Source organism: Arenibacter antarcticus, from assembly GCF_041320605.1.
In the GTDB taxonomy this organism is placed as follows: domain Bacteria; phylum Bacteroidota; class Bacteroidia; order Flavobacteriales; family Flavobacteriaceae; genus Arenibacter; species Arenibacter antarcticus.
The window spans coordinates 2724454-2742401 of sequence record NZ_CP166679.1 but is presented as its reverse complement, the minus strand read 5'-3'; the positions used below and the strand labels follow the sequence as shown (position 1 = coordinate 2742401).

Annotated in this window: 16 protein-coding genes and 5 tRNA genes; all 21 read right to left on the bottom strand. The window is 39.4% G+C overall.

From position 1 onward, the window contains the following. Positions 1-26: 26 nt before the first annotated feature. Complete coding sequence (rpoB, locus tag KCTC52924_RS11300) at positions 27-3836, bottom strand: DNA-directed RNA polymerase subunit beta (protein ID WP_251809306.1); 3810 nt, start codon at positions 3834-3836, stop codon at positions 27-29. A gap of 132 nt (positions 3837-3968) precedes the next feature. Next, complete coding sequence (gene rplL / locus KCTC52924_RS11295) at positions 3969-4346, bottom strand: 50S ribosomal protein L7/L12 (protein ID WP_251809305.1); 378 nt, start codon at positions 4344-4346, stop codon at positions 3969-3971. Between the two features lie 52 nt (positions 4347-4398). Then, the gene (gene rplJ, locus KCTC52924_RS11290) at positions 4399-4914 is read right to left on the bottom strand and encodes a 50S ribosomal protein L10 (protein ID WP_251809304.1); all 516 of its coding nucleotides are present in this window, start codon (positions 4912-4914) and stop codon (positions 4399-4401) included. 26 nt (positions 4915-4940) lie between these two features. After that, positions 4941-5630, bottom strand: coding sequence for a 50S ribosomal protein L1 (gene rplA, locus KCTC52924_RS11285; RefSeq protein WP_251809303.1), 690 nt, complete (start codon positions 5628-5630; stop codon positions 4941-4943). Positions 5631-5650: 20 nt separating this feature from the next. Next, complete coding sequence (gene rplK, locus KCTC52924_RS11280; RefSeq protein ID WP_251809302.1) at positions 5651-6088, bottom strand: 50S ribosomal protein L11; 438 nt, start codon at positions 6086-6088, stop codon at positions 5651-5653. A 106-nt stretch (positions 6089-6194) separates the two neighbouring features. Beyond that, positions 6195-6746 (bottom strand): transcription termination/antitermination protein NusG, encoded by a 552-nt coding sequence (nusG, locus tag KCTC52924_RS11275; RefSeq protein WP_251809301.1) that lies wholly within the window; start codon positions 6744-6746, stop codon positions 6195-6197. 10 nt (positions 6747-6756) lie between these two features. Further along, positions 6757-6945 (bottom strand): preprotein translocase subunit SecE, encoded by a 189-nt coding sequence (secE, locus tag KCTC52924_RS11270; RefSeq protein ID WP_251809300.1) that lies wholly within the window; start codon positions 6943-6945, stop codon positions 6757-6759. A 167-nt stretch (positions 6946-7112) separates the two neighbouring features. Further along, positions 7113-7185, bottom strand: a tRNA-Trp gene (locus KCTC52924_RS11265). 72 nt (positions 7186-7257) lie between these two features. Beyond that, entirely contained in the window at positions 7258-8445 is a 1188-nt protein-coding gene (gene tuf / locus KCTC52924_RS11260; RefSeq protein WP_251809299.1) for an elongation factor Tu, read from the bottom strand. 54 nt (positions 8446-8499) lie between these two features. After that, a tRNA-Thr gene (locus tag KCTC52924_RS11255) sits at positions 8500-8571 on the bottom strand. 181 nt (positions 8572-8752) lie between these two features. Next, a tRNA-Gly gene (locus tag KCTC52924_RS11250) sits at positions 8753-8825 on the bottom strand. 75 nt (positions 8826-8900) lie between these two features. Continuing rightward, positions 8901-8985: transfer RNA gene (locus KCTC52924_RS11245), tRNA-Tyr, on the bottom strand. A gap of 176 nt (positions 8986-9161) precedes the next feature. Next, positions 9162-9235, bottom strand: a tRNA-Thr gene (locus KCTC52924_RS11240). 97 nt (positions 9236-9332) lie between these two features. Then, a complete protein-coding gene (gene hpf / locus KCTC52924_RS11235) occupies positions 9333-9635 on the bottom strand; it encodes a ribosome hibernation-promoting factor, HPF/YfiA family (protein WP_251809298.1) in 303 nt (100 codons plus the stop codon). A 43-nt stretch (positions 9636-9678) separates the two neighbouring features. Then, entirely contained in the window at positions 9679-10572 is an 894-nt protein-coding gene (locus tag KCTC52924_RS11230) for a tyrosine-type recombinase/integrase (RefSeq protein ID WP_251809297.1), read from the bottom strand. A 149-nt stretch (positions 10573-10721) separates the two neighbouring features. After that, entirely contained in the window at positions 10722-10916 is a 195-nt protein-coding gene (rpsU, locus tag KCTC52924_RS11225; protein WP_251809296.1) for a 30S ribosomal protein S21, read from the bottom strand. Positions 10917-11118: 202 nt separating this feature from the next. Then, complete coding sequence (locus tag KCTC52924_RS11220) at positions 11119-11460, bottom strand: multidrug efflux SMR transporter (protein WP_251809312.1); 342 nt, start codon at positions 11458-11460, stop codon at positions 11119-11121. A gap of 133 nt (positions 11461-11593) precedes the next feature. Next, complete coding sequence (locus KCTC52924_RS11215; protein WP_251809295.1) at positions 11594-12733, bottom strand: acyl-CoA dehydrogenase family protein; 1140 nt, start codon at positions 12731-12733, stop codon at positions 11594-11596. Positions 12734-12776: 43 nt separating this feature from the next. Further along, positions 12777-13706: a helix-hairpin-helix domain-containing protein gene (locus tag KCTC52924_RS11210; RefSeq protein ID WP_251809294.1), complete on the bottom strand. Its 930-nt coding sequence runs from the start codon at positions 13704-13706 to the stop codon at positions 12777-12779. Between the two features lie 155 nt (positions 13707-13861). After that, positions 13862-15676 (bottom strand): sodium-dependent transporter, encoded by a 1815-nt coding sequence (locus tag KCTC52924_RS11205; protein WP_251809293.1) that lies wholly within the window; start codon positions 15674-15676, stop codon positions 13862-13864. 165 nt (positions 15677-15841) lie between these two features. Beyond that, positions 15842-17905: an amino acid carrier protein gene (locus KCTC52924_RS11200; protein ID WP_251809292.1), complete on the bottom strand. Its 2064-nt coding sequence runs from the start codon at positions 17903-17905 to the stop codon at positions 15842-15844. Positions 17906-17948: the final 43 nt, after the last annotated feature.

The following is a 17948-nucleotide window of genomic DNA, read 5'->3' as shown; positions in this document are numbered from 1 at the left end:
GGAATAGTGCTCAAACCCTATTCTTATTATTCTTCCAATCTAATGTCCAAACCTAATCCTTTAAGTTCGTGCATCAATACGTTGAAAGATTCTGGTAAACCAGGTTCTGGCATGGTTTCTCCCTTAACGATGGCCTCATATGTCTTGGCCCTACCAATAACATCATCTGATTTAACCGTTAATATTTCCCTAAGGGTTGCCGAGGCACCATAGGCTTCTAAGGCCCATACTTCCATCTCTCCAAATCGCTGACCCCCAAATTGCGCTTTACCACCTAATGGCTGTTGCGTAATAAGCGAGTAAGGTCCTATAGAACGTGCGTGCATCTTATCATCTACCATATGTCCTAATTTCAACATATAGATTACCCCTACCGTTGCAGCCTGGTCAAAACGCTGACCAGTACCCCCATCATATAGATACGTATGTCCATATCTCGGAATTCCAGCTTCATCCGTGTAGGCATTGATCTGATCCAAACTTGCACCATCAAAAATTGCAGTGGCATATTTCTTGCCCAATTTTAATCCGGCCCATCCTAAAACAGTCTCGTAAATCTGTCCAATGTTCATACGGGAAGGTACCCCAAGTGGATTTAAGACAATATCTACTGGTGTTCCATCTTCCAAGAACGGCATATCTTCATGACGTACAATTCTAGATACAATACCTTTGTTACCGTGGCGTCCTGCCATCTTATCCCCAACCTTTAATTTTCGCTTTTTAGCGATATAAACTTTGGCCAGTTTCATAATTCCAGCAGGCAATTCATCCCCAACTGAAATTGTAAACTTATCCCTTCTAAGGTTCCCCTGAAGGTCATTCAATTTAATCTTATAATTGTGCAATAGATCGGTTACCAATATATTACAGTCCTTATCCGTAGTCCAGACTCCGCCAACCAAATGGGCAAAATCATCCACTGCGTTCAACATTTTCATGGTGTATTTCTTTCCTTTTGGAAGTACTTCCTCCCCAAGGTCGTTCAATACACCTTGTGAAGTTTTACCATTGACCAATGTAAACAGCTTCTCTACCAATACATCTTTTAGCTGTTGGAATTTAACTTCGTATTCCAACTCTAATTTCGCCAATTCTTCTTTATCTTCGGAACGCTTACGCTTATCCTTAACCGATCTAGAGAATAACTTTTTATCGATAACCACTCCTCGTAAAGAAGGTGAAGCTTTTAAGGAAGCATCCTTAACATCTCCTGCCTTGTCTCCAAAAATAGCACGTAATAATTTTTCTTCCGGAGTAGGATCAGATTCTCCTTTTGGAGTAATCTTTCCAATAAGAATATCACCAGGCTTCACTTCTGCACCAATACGGATCATACCGTATTCGTCAAGATCTTTGGTAGCCTCCTCAGAAACGTTAGGAATATCATTAGTCAATTCCTCTGCTCCCAATTTAGTATCCCTCACCTCCAACGCGTATTCATCTACGTGTATAGAAGTAAAGATATCCTCTCTAACTACTTTTTCAGAAATTACGATAGCATCCTCAAAATTGTATCCCTTCCATGGCATAAATGCCACTACCAAGTTTCTACCCAAGGCCAGTTCTCCATTTTCAGTTGCATATCCTTCACAAAGTACTTGTCCTTTTTTAACCTTATATCCTTTTTTAACAATAGGTTTAAGGTTAATACTAGTACCTTGGTTGGTTTTTCTAAATTTCACCAACTCATAGGTTTTGGAATCCTCTTCAAAACTAACTAGTTTTTCATCCTCTGTCCTATCGTATTTAATGGTAATCTTTTGAGAATCAACATATTCTATAACCCCATCACCTTCAGCATTTATCAATACTCGGGAATCAGAAGCCACCTGACGCTCTAACCCGGTTCCTACAATAGGAGCCTCTGGTTTTAGCAACGGTACTGCCTGACGCATCATGTTAGATCCCATCAATGCCCTGTTGGCATCATCATGCTCCAAAAACGGAATCAACGATGCTGAAATAGAAGCAATCTGGTTTGGTGCTACATCTGTATAATCCAATTCTAATGGATCTATAACTGGGAAATCACCTTCTTCTCTTGCAATAATTTTCTCTGGAGTAATGGTCCCTTCCTCATCCATAGGGATGTTGGCTTGGGCTATTTTCATTCCCTCTTCCTCCTCAGCACTCAGGTATATGAAATCGTTAATGTTCACCTTTCCATTTACCACTTTTCTATATGGTGTTTCAAGGAATCCCATTGGGTTAACCTTCGCAAACACAGAAAGTGAGGAAATAAGTCCAATATTCGGTCCCTCGGGAGTTTCAATAGGACAAAGTCTTCCGTAGTGGGTATAGTGAACGTCACGTACCTCAAAACCTGCTCTTTCCCTAGATAGACCTCCTGGCCCTAATGCTGACAATCTTCTCTTGTGCGTAATTTCAGCCAAGGGATTGGTCTGGTCCATAAACTGGGACAACTGGTTGGTACCAAAGAAAGAGTTGATCACAGAAGACAAGGTCTTTGCGTTGATCAAATCGATCGGGGTAAACACCTCGTTGTCACGAACGTTCATACGTTCACGTATCGTTCTAGCCATACGGGCAAGACCTACACCAAATTGTTGTGACAATTGTTCTCCAACAGTTCTTACCCTACGGTTTGAAAGGTGGTCAATATCATCGATCTCCGCTTTGGAATTGATCAATTCTATCAAATATTTTATAATGGTAATAATATCTTCCTTGGTAAGGACTTGTTTGTCCATTCCAATATCAAGACCAAGTTTTTTGTTCATTCTATAACGCCCAACTTCACCTAAGTTGTAACGTTGATCTGAAAAGAACAATTTATCTATAATTCCACGTGCAGTTTCCTCATCTGGCGGTTCGGCATTACGTAACTGACGGTAAATATGTTCAACAGCCTCTTTTTCCGAGTTTGTTGGATCCTTTTGAAGGGTGTTATGAATAATAGCATAATCACTCTGCGCATTATTTTCCTTATGAAGTAGGATGGTCTTAACATCTGCATCCAAAATTTCGGCTATGTGATCTTTTTCCAAAACGGTATCACGGTCCAAAATAATCTCATTACGTTCTATAGAAACCACTTCGCCGGTATCTTCGTCCACAAAATCTTCGTGCCATGTGTTCAATACTCTTGCCGCCAATTTACGGCCCAACACCTTTTTTAACCCGGCATTGGAAACTTTAATTTCCTCAGAAAGGTCAAATATTTCCAATATGTCTTTATCCCTTTCAAAGCCAATAGCTCTGAACAAGGTAGTAACGGGTAATTTTTTCTTTCTATCAATATAGGCGTACATAACACCATTGATATCCGTTGCAAATTCTATCCAAGATCCTTTAAATGGAATCACCCTGGCAGAATACAACTTTGTACCGTTTGCATGAAAGGATTGACCAAAGAAAACCCCTGGAGAACGGTGTAACTGAGAAACTACAACTCGTTCAGCACCATTGATAACGAAGGTACCACTAGGAGTCATGTAAGGAATAGTACCTAAGTATACATCCTGTACAATTGTTTCAAAATCCTCATGCTCAGGATCTGTACAATATAATTTTAATCTTGCTTTTAATGGAACACTATGAGTAAGTCCACGCTCTATACATTCTTGGATGGAATATCTAGGTGGATCAATAAAATAGTCTAAAAATTCTAGTACGAACTGGTTCCTGGTGTCTGTAATTGGAAAGTTTTCCATGAAGGTGTTGTACAACCCTTCATTGCCCCTTTCGTCAGATTTGGTCTCAAGTTGAAAAAAATCTTGAAACGATTTAATCTGAATGTCCAAGAAATCCGGATAATTCGGCGTATTCTTAGCGGATGCGAAACTTATTCTTTCAGTCTGATTTGTGAACATCGATGGACAAAATTTTGATCGTGAATACTTAATTGGGTCGTGCACTCCTCTATACACGATATGTATAAAAAGGCTTAGGTCTAGCCACAAAAAGTGGAAAGACCTAAACCAAAATAATTATGGTTGTCGCAATTATTTAAGCTCAACTTCTGCTCCTGCTTCTTCCAAAGATTTTTTAATACCTTCAGCTTCGTCTTTAGAAACACCTTCTTTAACTGCTTTTGGCGCGCTATCAACGATGTCCTTAGCATCTTTCAAACCTAAACCAGTCAATTCCTTAACCAATTTAACTACTGCTAATTTAGAAGCACCAGCTGCTTTCAAAATTACGTCGAATTCAGTTTGCTCTTCAACAGCTTCACCACCATCGGCTCCACCACCAGCAGCAACAGCAACTGCAGCAGCTGCAGGCTCTATACCGTACTCATCTTTCAATATATTAGCCAACTCATTTACTTCCTTTACTGTAAGGTTAACCAATTGTTCTGCGAATTCTTTTAAATCTGCCATTTTTCTATCGTTTAATAAATTTTAAAATATAATTGTTTTTAGTGCGTACTTATTATCTTTCTGATAATGTCTTAAGAATTCCGGCAAGTTTTCCACCACCAGATTTAAGTCCAGAAATAACATTCTTGGCTGGGGATTGTAACAATCCAATAATTTCGCCAACCATTTCGTCTTTAGACTTAATACTCTCTAGAGCATTCAATTGATCATCACCAATGTATATTGCTTCAGCTATATATGCTCCTTTCAACAAAGGTCTATCAGACTTCTTCCTAAAAGTCTTGATAAGCTTTGCGGGCGCATTTCCAGTTTCCGAAAACATTAAAGAGGTACTCCCTTTCAATACTGACGGAAGATCACCGAAATCTTTATCCGAAGCCTCCATTGCTTTTGAAAGCAAAGTATTCTTAACTACAGCAAGCGTAATATCCGCTTTGTAACAAGCCCTTCTTAAAGCCGTTGTTGTCACGGCATTCATTCCAGAAATGTCAGCTAAGTATATAACAGGGTTTTCCCCCAACTGCGCAGTTAAATCCTGTATAACATTTAATTTATCTTCTCTTGTCATAATTTAAACTTTTGACTACCAGTTACTTAAACTACTTTTGGATCTAATGCAACGCTAGGACTCATAGTGCTGGACATAAAAATTGTCTTCACATATATTCCCTTAGATGCTGATGGCTTCAATTTCATCAAAGTATCCAACAATTCATTGGCATTTTCCGCAATCATATCTGCTGTGAAAGAAACCTTTCCGATAGCTGCATGCACAATTCCTGTTTTATCTACCTTGAAATCAATTTTACCAGCTTTCACTTCTGCAACCGCCTTGGCTACATCCATAGTAACTGTACCAGTCTTTGGATTGGGCATAAGACCTCTTGGTCCCAAGATCCTACCTAAAGGACCTAACTTACCCATAACGCTTGGCATGGTGATAATTACATCAACATCGGTCCAACCGTTTTTAATTTTATCCAAATATTCATCTAAGCCTACAAAATCAGCACCAGCTTCCTTAGCCTCTGCTTCTTTATCCGGCGTTACCAAAGCCAAAACTTTAACATCCTTACCTGTTCCATGAGGAAGTGTTACTACCCCACGTACCATTTGATTAGCTTTCCTTGGATCTACGCCTAAACGTACAGCCAATTCTACAGATGAATCGAATTTTGTATTGGTTATCTCTTTTACTAAAGCGGAAGCCTCTTCAACAGAATAGAATTTATTCTTATCTATCTTGCCATGAGCTTCTTTTTGCTTCTTTGTTAATTTTGCCATTCTAAATTGCGTTTAAGATTTTAAAAAGGTCTAGTACCTGCCACTTTTAAACCTATAGATCTTGCTGTACCAGCAACCATACTCATTGCGGATTCTACCGTAAAGGCATTTAGATCTACCATTTTGTCCTCAGCGATTGCTTTGACTTGGTCCCAAGTGACACTGGCAACCTTGTTTCTGTTAGGCTCGCCAGATCCTTTTTTAACCTTAGCCGCTTCCATTAATTGAACTGCCGCCGGCGGTGTCTTTACAACGAAGTCGAACGACTTGTCTTTATAAACCGTGATCGCAACTGGCAATACTTTGCCTGGTTTATCCTGTGTACGCGCATTAAATTGCTTACAGAACTCCATTATATTGACCCCGGCAGCACCTAAAGCGGGTCCAACCGGTGGCGACGGATTCGCTGCACCTCCCCTAACTTGTAGTTTAACTACTTTACTAATTTCTTTTGCCATTGTTTCTAATTAAAATTAAAGTCGTGCTAATTTGGAAGCAACACTACCTTTACTTATGTAACAGTTCTTACTAAAATATTCTTTTGTTGAAAAACTTCAACGGATATTATACTTTTTCTACTTGCATATAACTGAGTTCTAATGGCGTTTTTCTTCCGAAAATTTTCACCATTACCTCCAGCTTACGTTTTTCCTCGTTAATCTTCTCAACAGTTCCATTAAAACCATTAAAAGGACCATCTATTACTTTTACGGTTTCTCCAAAAACGAAAGGAATTGCAACACTATCGGTCGTTACCGCCAATTCATCGACTTTCCCTAACATCCTATTTACCTCGGATTTCCTCAAAGGAACTGGATCCCCACCTTTGGTTTCACCCAAAAATCCAATCACATTGGTAATGGAACGGATAATATGCACCATTTCACCCCCAAGATTGGCTTTCACCATTATATAACCTGGAAAATAAACACGTTCTTTGTTAATTTTTTTTCCGTTTCTAATCTGAACCACTTTCTCGGTCGGCACAAGGACTTCTTCCAAATAATCCCCAAAACCAAGTCGAGCTACTTCAGCCTCTATATAGCCTTTAATCTTATTCTCTTGACCACTTACAGCTCTTACAACATACCATTTCTTATCCAATACTTCTGACATAGAGCTTCCCTTAATTGATTATATTATTGAAATAGAGCTGTATTAATTCGCCAAACAAACTATCCACAGCCCAAGTCGCCAACGCAAAAATTATAGAGAATACCGCTACGATAACCATAAGATTGGAAGATTCCGCCCTAGAAGGCAAAGTAACATTATTTCTAAGTTCATCTATAGATTCCTTTATATACGTAATCATGCAGCGAGTTATTTATTTTCTTAACTATTCCGAAAGGGATTTTACAGGATAACCTACCATTTTTGGAGTCTTCTGCAAAATTATAAAATGATATTTAGGGAATACCAACATATCTTATCAACCCCTAAAGATTCCCATAACCATAAATGGAAACCCATTTTATTTTGCACGGGCGGAGAGGCTCGAACTCCCGACACCTGGTTTTGGAGACCAGTGCTCTACCAACTGAGCTACACCCGTTTATATTTACATTGAAAGGTATCCCGCTTTAGCAAGACACCCTCAATGTAAAATTAAACTATCCTAAATTGATTAGTCTATAATCTTTGTAACCTGACCTGCACCAACAGTTCTACCACCTTCACGGATCGCAAAACGCAAACCTTCGCTAAGTGCAATTGGAGACAATAAATCAACAGTAATAGTAAGGTTATCACCTGGCATAACCATCTCTACTCCACTTGGAAGATTAATTGTACCAGTAACATCTGTGGTTCTTACATAGAACTGAGGACGGTAGTTATTATGGAATGGAGTATGACGTCCACCTTCTTCTTTTTTAAGGATATAAACCTCAGCTTCAAATTTAGCATGTGGCTTAACAGAACCTGGCTTACAGATTACCATTCCTCTTTTTATTTGAGATTTTTCAATACCTCTCAAAAGGATACCAACGTTATCTCCAGCTTCACCTCTATCCAAAATCTTACGGAACATCTCAACTCCAGTAACTGTAGAAGTCAATTTTTCAGCACCCATTCCAATGATCTCAACTGGATCACCTGTGTTGGCAACACCAGTTTCAATACGACCAGTTGCAACAGTACCACGACCAGTAATTGTAAATACATCTTCAACAGGCAACAAGAAAGGCTTATCAACATCTCTAGTTGGCAATTCGATCCAAGAATCAACAGCTTCCATCAAAGACAAAACTGTATCAACCCATTTCTGCTCTCCGTTAAGCGCACCTAATGCAGAACCAGAAACAACAGGACCATTGTCACCATCATACTCATAGAAAGAAAGCAATTCTCTTACTTCCATCTCAACCAACTCCAAAAGCTCCTCATCATCAACCATGTCAACTTTGTTCAAGAAAACAACAATTCTTGGAATACCAACCTGGCGTCCTAGAAGGATGTGCTCACGAGTTTGTGGCATAGGACCATCTGTAGCAGCAACAACCAATATAGCACCATCCATTTGAGCAGCACCAGTAACCATGTTCTTTACGTAATCCGCGTGACCAGGACAGTCAACGTGAGCATAGTGACGATTAGCAGTTGCGTACTCTACGTGAGAAGTGTTAATGGTAATACCTCTTTCTTTTTCTTCCGGAGCGTTATCGATAGAATCGAAACTTCTCATTTCAGAAAATCCTGCGTTAGCCAATACCGTAGTAATAGCTGCAGTCAATGTAGTTTTACCGTGATCCACGTGTCCAATAGTACCTATATTTAAATGCGGTTTGGAACGATCAAATGTTGCCTTTGCCATGTTTGTTAAATTTAATTCTTAGTTTATATTAGTGTACAAATAATGCCTTAATTGAGCCAATGATGAGATTTGAACTCATGACCTCTTCCTTACCAAGGAAACGCTCTACCCCTGAGCTACACCGGCTTTTAATATTTTTCAAAGTCGAGCTAAACCCCAACTTCTCATAACGCCTTCAACCCAAAGTTAAATGAACTCAGACAAAGTCATCTCTAACTTTGTCTATGACTGAATAACCAAATTCAAGTCAAATCAATCCTAATCGCACAAAGCCCCATATTAAGGAGCCTTTTGCGTTAAAATTTTGAGCGGGAGACCGGGTTCGAACCGGCGACATTCAGCTTGGAAGGCTGACGCTCTACCAACTGAGCTACTCCCGCATTGCAATTTTTAGGCAAACCTAAAAATTTATTTCATCATTTCAAAAATATATTCTGCTTTTTATTGCAAAAATATGGTGGGGAGAGCAGGATTCGAACCTGCGAAGACGTAGTCAGCAGATTTACAGTCTGCCCTCGTTGGCCGCTTGAGTATCTCCCCAATGTTTTTTAACTAATACTTTAATGAACGTAAGCAAACTAAATTTACTTTAATTTACCTTGAGCCGATAGAAGGCTTCCCTTCAACTACATTCGAAACAAACTTCTCGTCCCGGACGCTTTTCAAACCCTTTTCAAAATTTCAACAAAAATAATAATAATTTTTGTTTTCACTTGAGCCGATGGAGGGACTCGAACCCACGACCTGCTGATTACAAATCAGCTGCTCTAGCCAACTGAGCTACATCGGCACTAACTACTTATTCTGTCAAAAAAAAGTCCGCTATTTCTAACGGACTGCAAATGTAGATATTTATTTTTCTAATCAAAACATTTTTTAAAAAAACTTTATGCGTTTAGCCGTATTTTTTCCTTTCGCTTCACCAATTGTCGCTCCAGCGAACTACAAGCGGTATCGATCGCCTCTTCAAAAGACTTGCATTGTTTCTTTACTACAAACTTATCTCGAGGAACCAATACCTTGATTTCCACGATTTTATTTTCCTTTGCACTTGTGTTCTCCACCTTAAGATACACATCCGAACTAATTACCTTATCATAAAACTGTTCCATTTTATTTAATCTGGACTGAACAAAATCAATTAGTTTACCATCAGCTGTAAAATTTACCGATTGCGTGTTTACTTTCATACAATAAAATTTTTTAGAGTTAAACAATACAATACATACTATACTACAATTTCTTATTCCTAGGATGAGCACTGAAATGAACTTTTTTCAATTCCGCTATACTATTGTGGATATAAACCTGAGTAGAAGCCAGACTAGAATGACCCAACAATTCTTTGACAGCATTTAAATCCGCTCCTTTGTTTAATAAATGCGTCGCAAAGGTGTGTCGCAAAATATGCGGACTTTTTTTTACCTTCGTAGACACCTCACTAAAATACCTATTTATAACTCTATAAACAAGCGTTTCGTATATTTTATTCCCCTTGGAAGAAAGAAAAACATACGCCTCATCTTGAATTGCATTTAACTCATTACGCACTACCTCATACTCCAGAAACGATTGTTTCACCAACTCCAGAAGCGGCACTATTCGCTCCTTGCTTCTCTTTCCCAGCACTTTAATAGTGTTCCCGTCCAAGTCAACATCCTTCATCTTCAGATTGATTAGCTCCGCCCTCCTGATTCCTGTGGCATACAACAATTCTATTATCAACTTATCCCGCTTTCCCTTAAACGTATTCCCGTAGTTCACCTGCCCCAACACCCGTTCCATTTCCAATTCAGAAAATGGCACTTCAACTTTTTTGGGAATTTTTAAAGCCTTGTGCTTTGCCAAGGGATTAATAGTTAATTTCTCCAATCCTAAAAGAAACTTGTAATACGCTTTTAAGGAAGCCACCTTCCGGTTGACCGACCTATTAGAAATACCAGATTCCACCAACGATATGATCCAAGTTCTTATTAATCCATAGGAAGCCTCATCAATATCAGTTAAACCAAATTGAAGTGTTGAGAAATCTTTAAAATCAAGAATATCCTTCTCATAGGCGAGAACCGTATGGGGAGAGTAATTTTTCTCCAGGGACAAATAAGATATAAAGGATGCTATGGACATAATCCAAAGTTACAAAAGTATAACTTAGAAAAACCTCTAGATCAAGCTTTTTCAACACCCCATAAATGATAAGTAAAATCTACAAAACAAGAAAACGTCTTACCGTTACGGTAAGACGTTTAAATTTTTACTAAGTACGGTATTAGGATCTAGATTTCTTCTTGATCTCTTAAACCTTGAATATACTGAGCTTTCTGTCTTTGTGCTCTATTCAACACAGACGGCTTAGTAAACTGCTGACGTTTTCTCAACTGACGCATTGTACCTGTTTTATCGAACTTTCGCTTAAAACGCTTTAAAGCTCTATCTATATTCTCTCCTTCTTTTATTGGTATAATTAACATGGGCGATAACCTCCTCTCTTTTGTGATTAAGGCTGCAAATATATGCCTTAATAATGAAAATCAAATAATTATTTCAGAATATTTTTCAAACTCTTCAAACCCCCTACACTACCAAACCCACTAAAGACTTAGCCCGTAGAATATTACGCCATTTAAAAATTACAGGAAAAACACTTCTAATTGAAATTAACCAACCCTTAACTTAAGCATTACTACTAACTACCTGCAACCCGATTACTGAAATAACAAGCGTAGAGAGAAAGAATAGCCGCCAAAAAGTAGCTGGTTCTTTAAATAGGAGGATACCGGCAATGATGGTTCCAATTGCCCCAATAGCACCCCAGACAGCATAAGCGGTACCTACAGGAATAGCTCTTTCACCCCCCATAGCCTTAAAAAGAAGATACATACTAATACACACGCAAATGGCAAAGGCCACCAACCACAGCCACATCTCCTTGCCCGTTGTCTGTTGCGCCTTCCCTAAACTTATAGCAAACCCGGTCTCAAACAATCCACCAAGGATCAATAGTATCCAATTAATGCTCATAATGATATAATAGTAGAATTAGGCCTTGTAACCAAATCAAATATAGTTTTACACTCCCCACAGGTGACACCCCATAAAATGGAAGTCGATTAACAAGATTTTGTGAGATCTGGAAGGAAAGGCAAACTTACTTTAAAATATTTCTTGCGATTACAATCTTTTGGATCTCGGTAGTACCTTCTCCAATAGTACACAGCTTGGAATCTCGGTAAAATTTTTCCACTGGATAATCTTTGGTATACCCATATCCACCGTGAATTTGGACTGCTTCATTCGCAGCTCTTACACAGACTTCAGAAGCAAACATTTTTGCCATAGCTCCCAATTTAGTAACATTACGACCCTCATTTTTAAGAAATGCTGATTTATGAAGCAACAACTCTGCAGCTTCAATTTCCGTTGCCATATCTGCCAATTTAAAGGAAATTCCTTGAAATTGACTGATTGGTTTTCCAAACTGAACCCTTTCCTTAGAATATTTTAAGGCAGCCTCATAAGCCCCTTTGGCGATACCAAGTGACAATGCCCCGATCGAAATTCTTCCACCATCCAATATTTTCATAGACTGAACAAATCCCTCTCCTACCTCTCCCAATCTATTGGCATCTGGAATTTTACAATTATCAAAGATCAATTCGGCCGTTTCACTTGCCCGCATCCCCAATTTATTTTCCTTTTTACCGCTAGAAAATCCCACCGTGCCTTTTTCAATAACAAAGGCGGTCATTCCACGGCTATCCCCTTTTTCACCAGTTCTCACTATAACCACTGCTATATCCCCACTTTTTCCGTGGGTAATAAAATTCTTGGCTCCGCTAATCACCCAAGAATCTCCTTCTTTTACCGCTGTAGTATTCATTCCACCCGCATCAGAACCCGTATTATGCTCGGTTAAACCCCAAGCACCGATCCATTCAGCAGTAGCTAATTTAGGAATCCATCTTTGTTTTTGCTCTTCGCTTCCAAAGGTTAGAATATGATTAGTGCACAAAGAATTATGTGCGGCAACTGAAAGACCAATGGAAGGATCAACTTTAGAGATCTCCTCAATAATACTTATATATTCATGATAACCTAAGCCAGAGCCCCCCAACTCTACTGGAACCAACACACCCATAAAGCCCATCTCCCCAGCCTTTTTGAAAACTTCTACCGGGAAGGTTTGCGCCTCGTCCCATTCCATTACAAAAGGTCGTATGTACTGTTCAGCGAACTCCATTGCAGAGGTAGCCACCATTTTTTGTGTTTCCGAATAATCAAAACTCATTGAACTAGGGGTATCAATTACCATTGTATTTGCTGTTACTATTTTATAATTGCAAATATAACTGAATTATATCTATTTTTTCGGAAGGGAAATCCTCTAAATCTAACAATTCCTCGAATGAAGAAATGACCCCATTAAACTCCCTAAAAGCAACTATCCTATTGGCCAACTTATAATTTATATACACTAGTTTCACCAATTCTGCAGCAGAGGCATCATTTATATTTATCTTGACTATCCTCGGTGCATCCACAATCCTAAACCGCTCCCACACCTTTAAGACAACCTCCTTTTCCAAACCATAAACATGCTCCAATTGTTCTTCCACTACAAATCCTCCAAGGCGATCCCTAAATTTTATAACACGGTTAGACAATATTTCACCAACCCCTGAAATTGTCCTTAAATCTGCCGCTGTTGCTAGGTTAATATTCTTAAACTCCAAACCCACTTTAGGCACTTTAACCTCCTTTCCACCAACATATATTGCGCCTTCTAACTTATTTTCTGAAGATTGTCTCTCTTTATTATTTATTGTTCGTTTGGGCTTTTGTGTCCAATCGGGAAATTTAAAATAGGGCGACAATACTTTTAATAATGAATCCGAGACCAAGGTTACCTCTTGGAATTCTTGGGTGGAATTCACAAATTTCCTTTCGGCTCTAAAGCTGTGCAGCCTATCTATTTCGATAGGCGACATTCCCAATACATATCCTTTATAATCTGTAATGAAGTTGGGGTTAAAGTCGTAAATGACTACCGAATCCTGCTGAGTAAACGCTATCTTAAGCTGCTCCATTCTCCACTGAACTTCGGGATCAAACTTTAGTTGTGGCTGGTGAAGCGTTGGAGAATTAGTAGCCCAAACATAATACAACAATTGTAGAAAAAGTATGATAAATAACAAAAAGAAAATCCCATTTCGTTCTTGTTTATTAAAACTGAAATGGGATTTTATTGATTTTCTGCTCACAACTTAATCGTTTTGCCTACGCACAATATCATCATTCTCCGAATAGGAATCCGGCTCTTGCTTGGGAGGCGTTGTCAATACCTTATAAAAAAAATATATCGCAAAGAAAAAAAAGACTCCCTGCGCTAATATCATAATAGTCAATGCGGATGAATTCATAATGTAGCCCTCCCTTCTTTTAATCTTTTATTATAGGCTAAATATACTAATAATGAAATAAATAAAAACAAGCAGACCAAAATTGACCTACCAATATTTTTATAAAAGACATTATTTATAAAATTGCCCTCAGCAATAACATCACCAGGTTTAATTTGATCCCCTACAACAACTGTTGCTTTTTGGTCCTCGGAAAAGGCATACTCTTTAGCGTCGATAAATTCTTCGTACAATGCCATATTACTATCCTTATCGAACCTTTTTCGAGTGTTTTCAAAGGAAAATTTAATATAGCGAGCACCAACTTCCTCCACGGTACCAATTGCAGTTCCAGTCCTGTCAAAATTCTCTGCATAATAAACATCGGCAAAGGAAGATCTATTGAAGGTATCCTGATGGGTTAATTTATCGAACATGCTTGGAATACTAGCAAAGAAGACCCACCCCAACAACAGGGGTGTGACATACTTGATAACGTATTTATAGATGGTTGGCACTTTAATATCGGCACCTAGGTTAATTTCACGCCAACCCTTATCGATCCCAAATACCCAGGAGTACAAAATAACTTCAAAAAATGCAAAGAACACCAAACTCACGGTCCCGGCCCAATAATCATAATCATCAAATACTCCTTCCTGATAAAAAAAGACCGTCGGCAAACCCAGTATCAGTGCCATTACTCCAAAAGACCACGCCCCTTTTGTATTGCTCCATCCAAATTCGTCTCTCATAAAGCCCAGCCAAGGAGTCCCCATTGCCAAGGAACTGGTAATTCCGGAAAAGAACAATAATCCAAACCACATAACTCCTGCAACCGCCGCGAGGACAGGTCCCCATTGTTGAAATAAATACGGCATGGTCTGAAAAGCCATTCCAAATCCTGCATTGTTCATCACCCAATCTAACCCTAAATAACCTGCAGCGATCGGTATAACGATAGCACTTCCAATAACCACCTCAACAAATCCGTTCATAAAGCCTGCAGTGACCGAGTTGAGGGCTATATCGTCCTTACTCCTAACATAGGAAGCATAGCAATGAATGGTCCCCAGGCCAACGGATAGGGTAAAGAATATTTGTCCGGCCGCTGCCAACCACACTTTTGGGTTGAGCAAGGAATCATATTGAGGTGTCCATAAAAAATTTAATCCATCCCAAGCGTTGGCATTTGGGAAAAGATCTGATGCCCCGCTAGTACCTAAGGTATATCCCCGTATTGCTAAAAGTATTCCAAAAAGAATCAGTAATGGCATACCAATTTTCGCGACTTTCTCTACCCCTCGGATACCTTTAGATAATATAAAAGTATTGAAGGCCAGACAGAGCACAAAGAAAACAACCGCTTCGTAAGGAATACCAGTGGTACTATGTGTTACATCTACATAGGAATTGAAAAAACCTGCGACTTCCCCCTGAGACATCCCAGAAAAAGTCCCTTTTAAAGAATGATAAACGTAGGACATGGTCCACGACTCTATATAGGAATAATAGGCCACTATGGCTAAATTGGTGAAAATACCAAACACTCCAATATACTTAAGTGCCCTCCCTTTTACCATAGAATCCAAAATATACGGAGTACTATGATTTCCAAACCTACCGCCATAACGACCGGAGGACCACTCTATAAACAATAAGGGAATTCCCATTAATAAAAAACAGACCAAATACGGAATAATAAATGCCCCTCCCCCATTTTCAACAGCTTGAATAGGAAATCTTAAAAAATTCCCCAATCCTACTGCGTTCCCGGCCATTGCCAAAATAAGCCCCACACGCGAGCCCCAAGATTCCGTTGATTTTGCCATCTTTTACCTAATCTTATTAATGGGTAATTTTATTAAGTGGCGCAAGTTCGGGAAAAAATACATTTATACCACCTTTAATATATAATTCCGCCCAACACATTGCATTTAATGCAGGATTAGGCGGAATTATCGATAAGAATCACAACTATTTTTGAATTATATAACCTAGGCCTTTTGCTTTTTGTACAATTGGTTCGACTTCAGTTTAATTAAATAGCCCTTAAGATCAGTTTTCACCTCTCCGGACATAATGTATAAGCCTATTATATTAGGAAACGACATTGCCAAGATCATCATGTCGGAAAAGTCCAACACAGCCCCCAAACTAACGGAAGCCCCGATAACCACAAAAACTAAGAACAACATTTTATACACAAACTCCACCTTTTTGCTTTTCCCAAAAAGATAGGTCCACGCCCTCATCCCGTAATACGACCAGGATATCATAGTTGAAAAAGCAAACAGGAATACTGCGAGGGCCAACACATAGGGGAACCATGAGATTTGACTTGCAAAGGCATCAGAGGTCAACTGTGCGCCACCTAAGCCGCCCACTTCGTGCATACCTGTAAAAATTAACACCAACGCGGTCAAGGTACAAACAACCACAGTATCTATAAACGGTTCCAATAGCGCAACAAACCCTTCTGAAGGAGGATGATTTGTCTTGGCCGTACTATGAGCAATTGCAGCGGACCCCACTCCTGCCTCATTCGAGAAAGCAGCTCTTTGGAATCCAACTATCAACACTCCGATCACCCCACCTTTTAGAGCACTGGGACTAAATGCCCCATCAAAAATGGCAGTAAATGCCGGACCTATATTTTCTATATTCATTATGATAACGGCCATAGCTGCTACAATATAGATAGATGCCATAATAGGCACAACTTTACCGGTCACCTTGGCTATACTACTAATACCTCCAATAATCACTACCCCTACCAATATCGCAGTAATAATTCCGAACCAAAACCCCATCCCCTGTAAGGCGGGAAATTGCCCTGAAAGCTGCTCAAAGGACTGATTGGCCTGAAACATATTACCTCCACCAAAGGAGGCTCCAACCGCCAATACAGCAAATAATCCTGCCAACACCTTCCCTAACCCCTTCATATTCCTCTTTTCCAGACCATATCTCAAATAGTTCATAGGTCCACCAAAAACCCTTCCGTCAGGAAGAATATCTCTATATTTTACTCCTAAGGTACATTCTACAAATTTTGATGACATTCCCAGTAAGCCACAAACAATCATCCAAAAGGTAGCTCCGGCTCCCCCTAATGAAATAGCAACCCCAACCCCCGCAATATTACCAAGACCTACTGTACCTGATACCGCAGTGGCCAATGCTTGAAAATGGGTTACTTGACCGGGAGCATCGGGATCATCATATTTTCCTCTAGCAAGATCTAGGGAGTGCCTAAACCCCCTAAAATTGATAAAGCCCATTCTAATGGTGAAAAAGAAAGCACCAATAACCAACCAGATCACAATAAATGGGATTGCTTTCTCTTGTGCATCTCCATTAGGGTGTAAAATGGCAACAGGTTCATCATACTTTATACTGGCCAAAAAATGTGCTCCTTGCTCTATAACATGTTCAATATTTTCAGAATTATAGACTACTTTACCTTCCTTAGCAAGATACTGGAGTTCTCCCGCCACCGGGGCGATTATGGTATCAACTGCACCACTGTTACGAGACACAATAGCTATTTTATCTCCCTTTTTCACTTTATGGCCTTCGGGCAGCAACCATTTCTTCAACATAAACTTATCCTTCAACTCAGGAGACCAATTGGGTACTCCTATCAGTTTTACGTCTGCATGGACTACTGGGTCGTAAATGCCGATTGCAGCAAAGGGGTCCCAAAAAAGAATGGATCCCAATGCACTAACAGCCGGGGTCATAACCCCATTAAACACTTCAGTTATAGCCTCCGATGGCACCTTATACTCCTTGGTTATGGTCAACCCTTTAGCATCCGTAATCTTGACCGTATAGGCCAATCCCTCCACCAGTCCAACCGCCTGGTTAGAGGTTAATGCTGTTGCTTGGTTGCTCCATTTATATTGATAGGGCGGGGTACCTCCTTCCACTTCTAATTTAATAACCCCATCATTGATATTTACTGAGGGATTTAAAAGTGTTTCCTTTACTAATAATTCTTGCGAAAAGACGGTAAGAGAAAATAGGGAGATAATAAAAGCTAGGTTTTTCTTCATAATTCGATAAAAAGGTTAAGTTTTAGTTGGCTATAAGTACATG

Bases quoted from the DNA above. Each gene is read 5' to 3' on its own strand.
- rpoB (WP_251809306.1), bottom strand. From the start codon at position 3,836: ATGTTCACAAATCAGACTGAAAGAATAAGTTTCGCATCCGCTAAGAAT.
- rplL (WP_251809305.1), bottom strand. From the start codon at position 4,346: ATGGCAGATTTAAAAGAATTCGCAGAACAATTGGTTAACCTTACAGTA.
- rplJ (WP_251809304.1), bottom strand. From the start codon at position 4,914: ATGACAAGAGAAGATAAATTAAATGTTATACAGGATTTAACTGCGCAG.
- rplA (WP_251809303.1), bottom strand. From the start codon at position 5,630: ATGGCAAAATTAACAAAGAAGCAAAAAGAAGCTCATGGCAAGATAGAT.
- rplK (WP_251809302.1), bottom strand. From the start codon at position 6,088: ATGGCAAAAGAAATTAGTAAAGTAGTTAAACTACAAGTTAGGGGAGGT.
- nusG (WP_251809301.1), bottom strand. From the start codon at position 6,746: ATGTCAGAAGTATTGGATAAGAAATGGTATGTTGTAAGAGCTGTAAGT.
- secE (WP_251809300.1), bottom strand. From the start codon at position 6,945: ATGATTACGTATATAAAGGAATCTATAGATGAACTTAGAAATAATGTT.
- tuf (WP_251809299.1), bottom strand. From the start codon at position 8,445: ATGGCAAAGGCAACATTTGATCGTTCCAAACCGCATTTAAATATAGGT.
- hpf (WP_251809298.1), bottom strand. From the start codon at position 9,635: ATGAAAGTAAACACGCAATCGGTAAATTTTACAGCTGATGGTAAACTA.
- KCTC52924_RS11230 (WP_251809297.1), bottom strand. From the start codon at position 10,572: ATGTCCATAGCATCCTTTATATCTTATTTGTCCCTGGAGAAAAATTAC.
- rpsU (WP_251809296.1), bottom strand. From the start codon at position 10,916: ATGTTAATTATACCAATAAAAGAAGGAGAGAATATAGATAGAGCTTTA.
- KCTC52924_RS11215 (WP_251809295.1), bottom strand. From the start codon at position 12,733: ATGAGTTTTGATTATTCGGAAACACAAAAAATGGTGGCTACCTCTGCA.
- KCTC52924_RS11205 (WP_251809293.1), bottom strand. From the start codon at position 15,676: ATGGCAAAATCAACGGAATCTTGGGGCTCGCGTGTGGGGCTTATTTTG.
- KCTC52924_RS11200 (WP_251809292.1), bottom strand. From the start codon at position 17,905: ATGAAGAAAAACCTAGCTTTTATTATCTCCCTATTTTCTCTTACCGTC.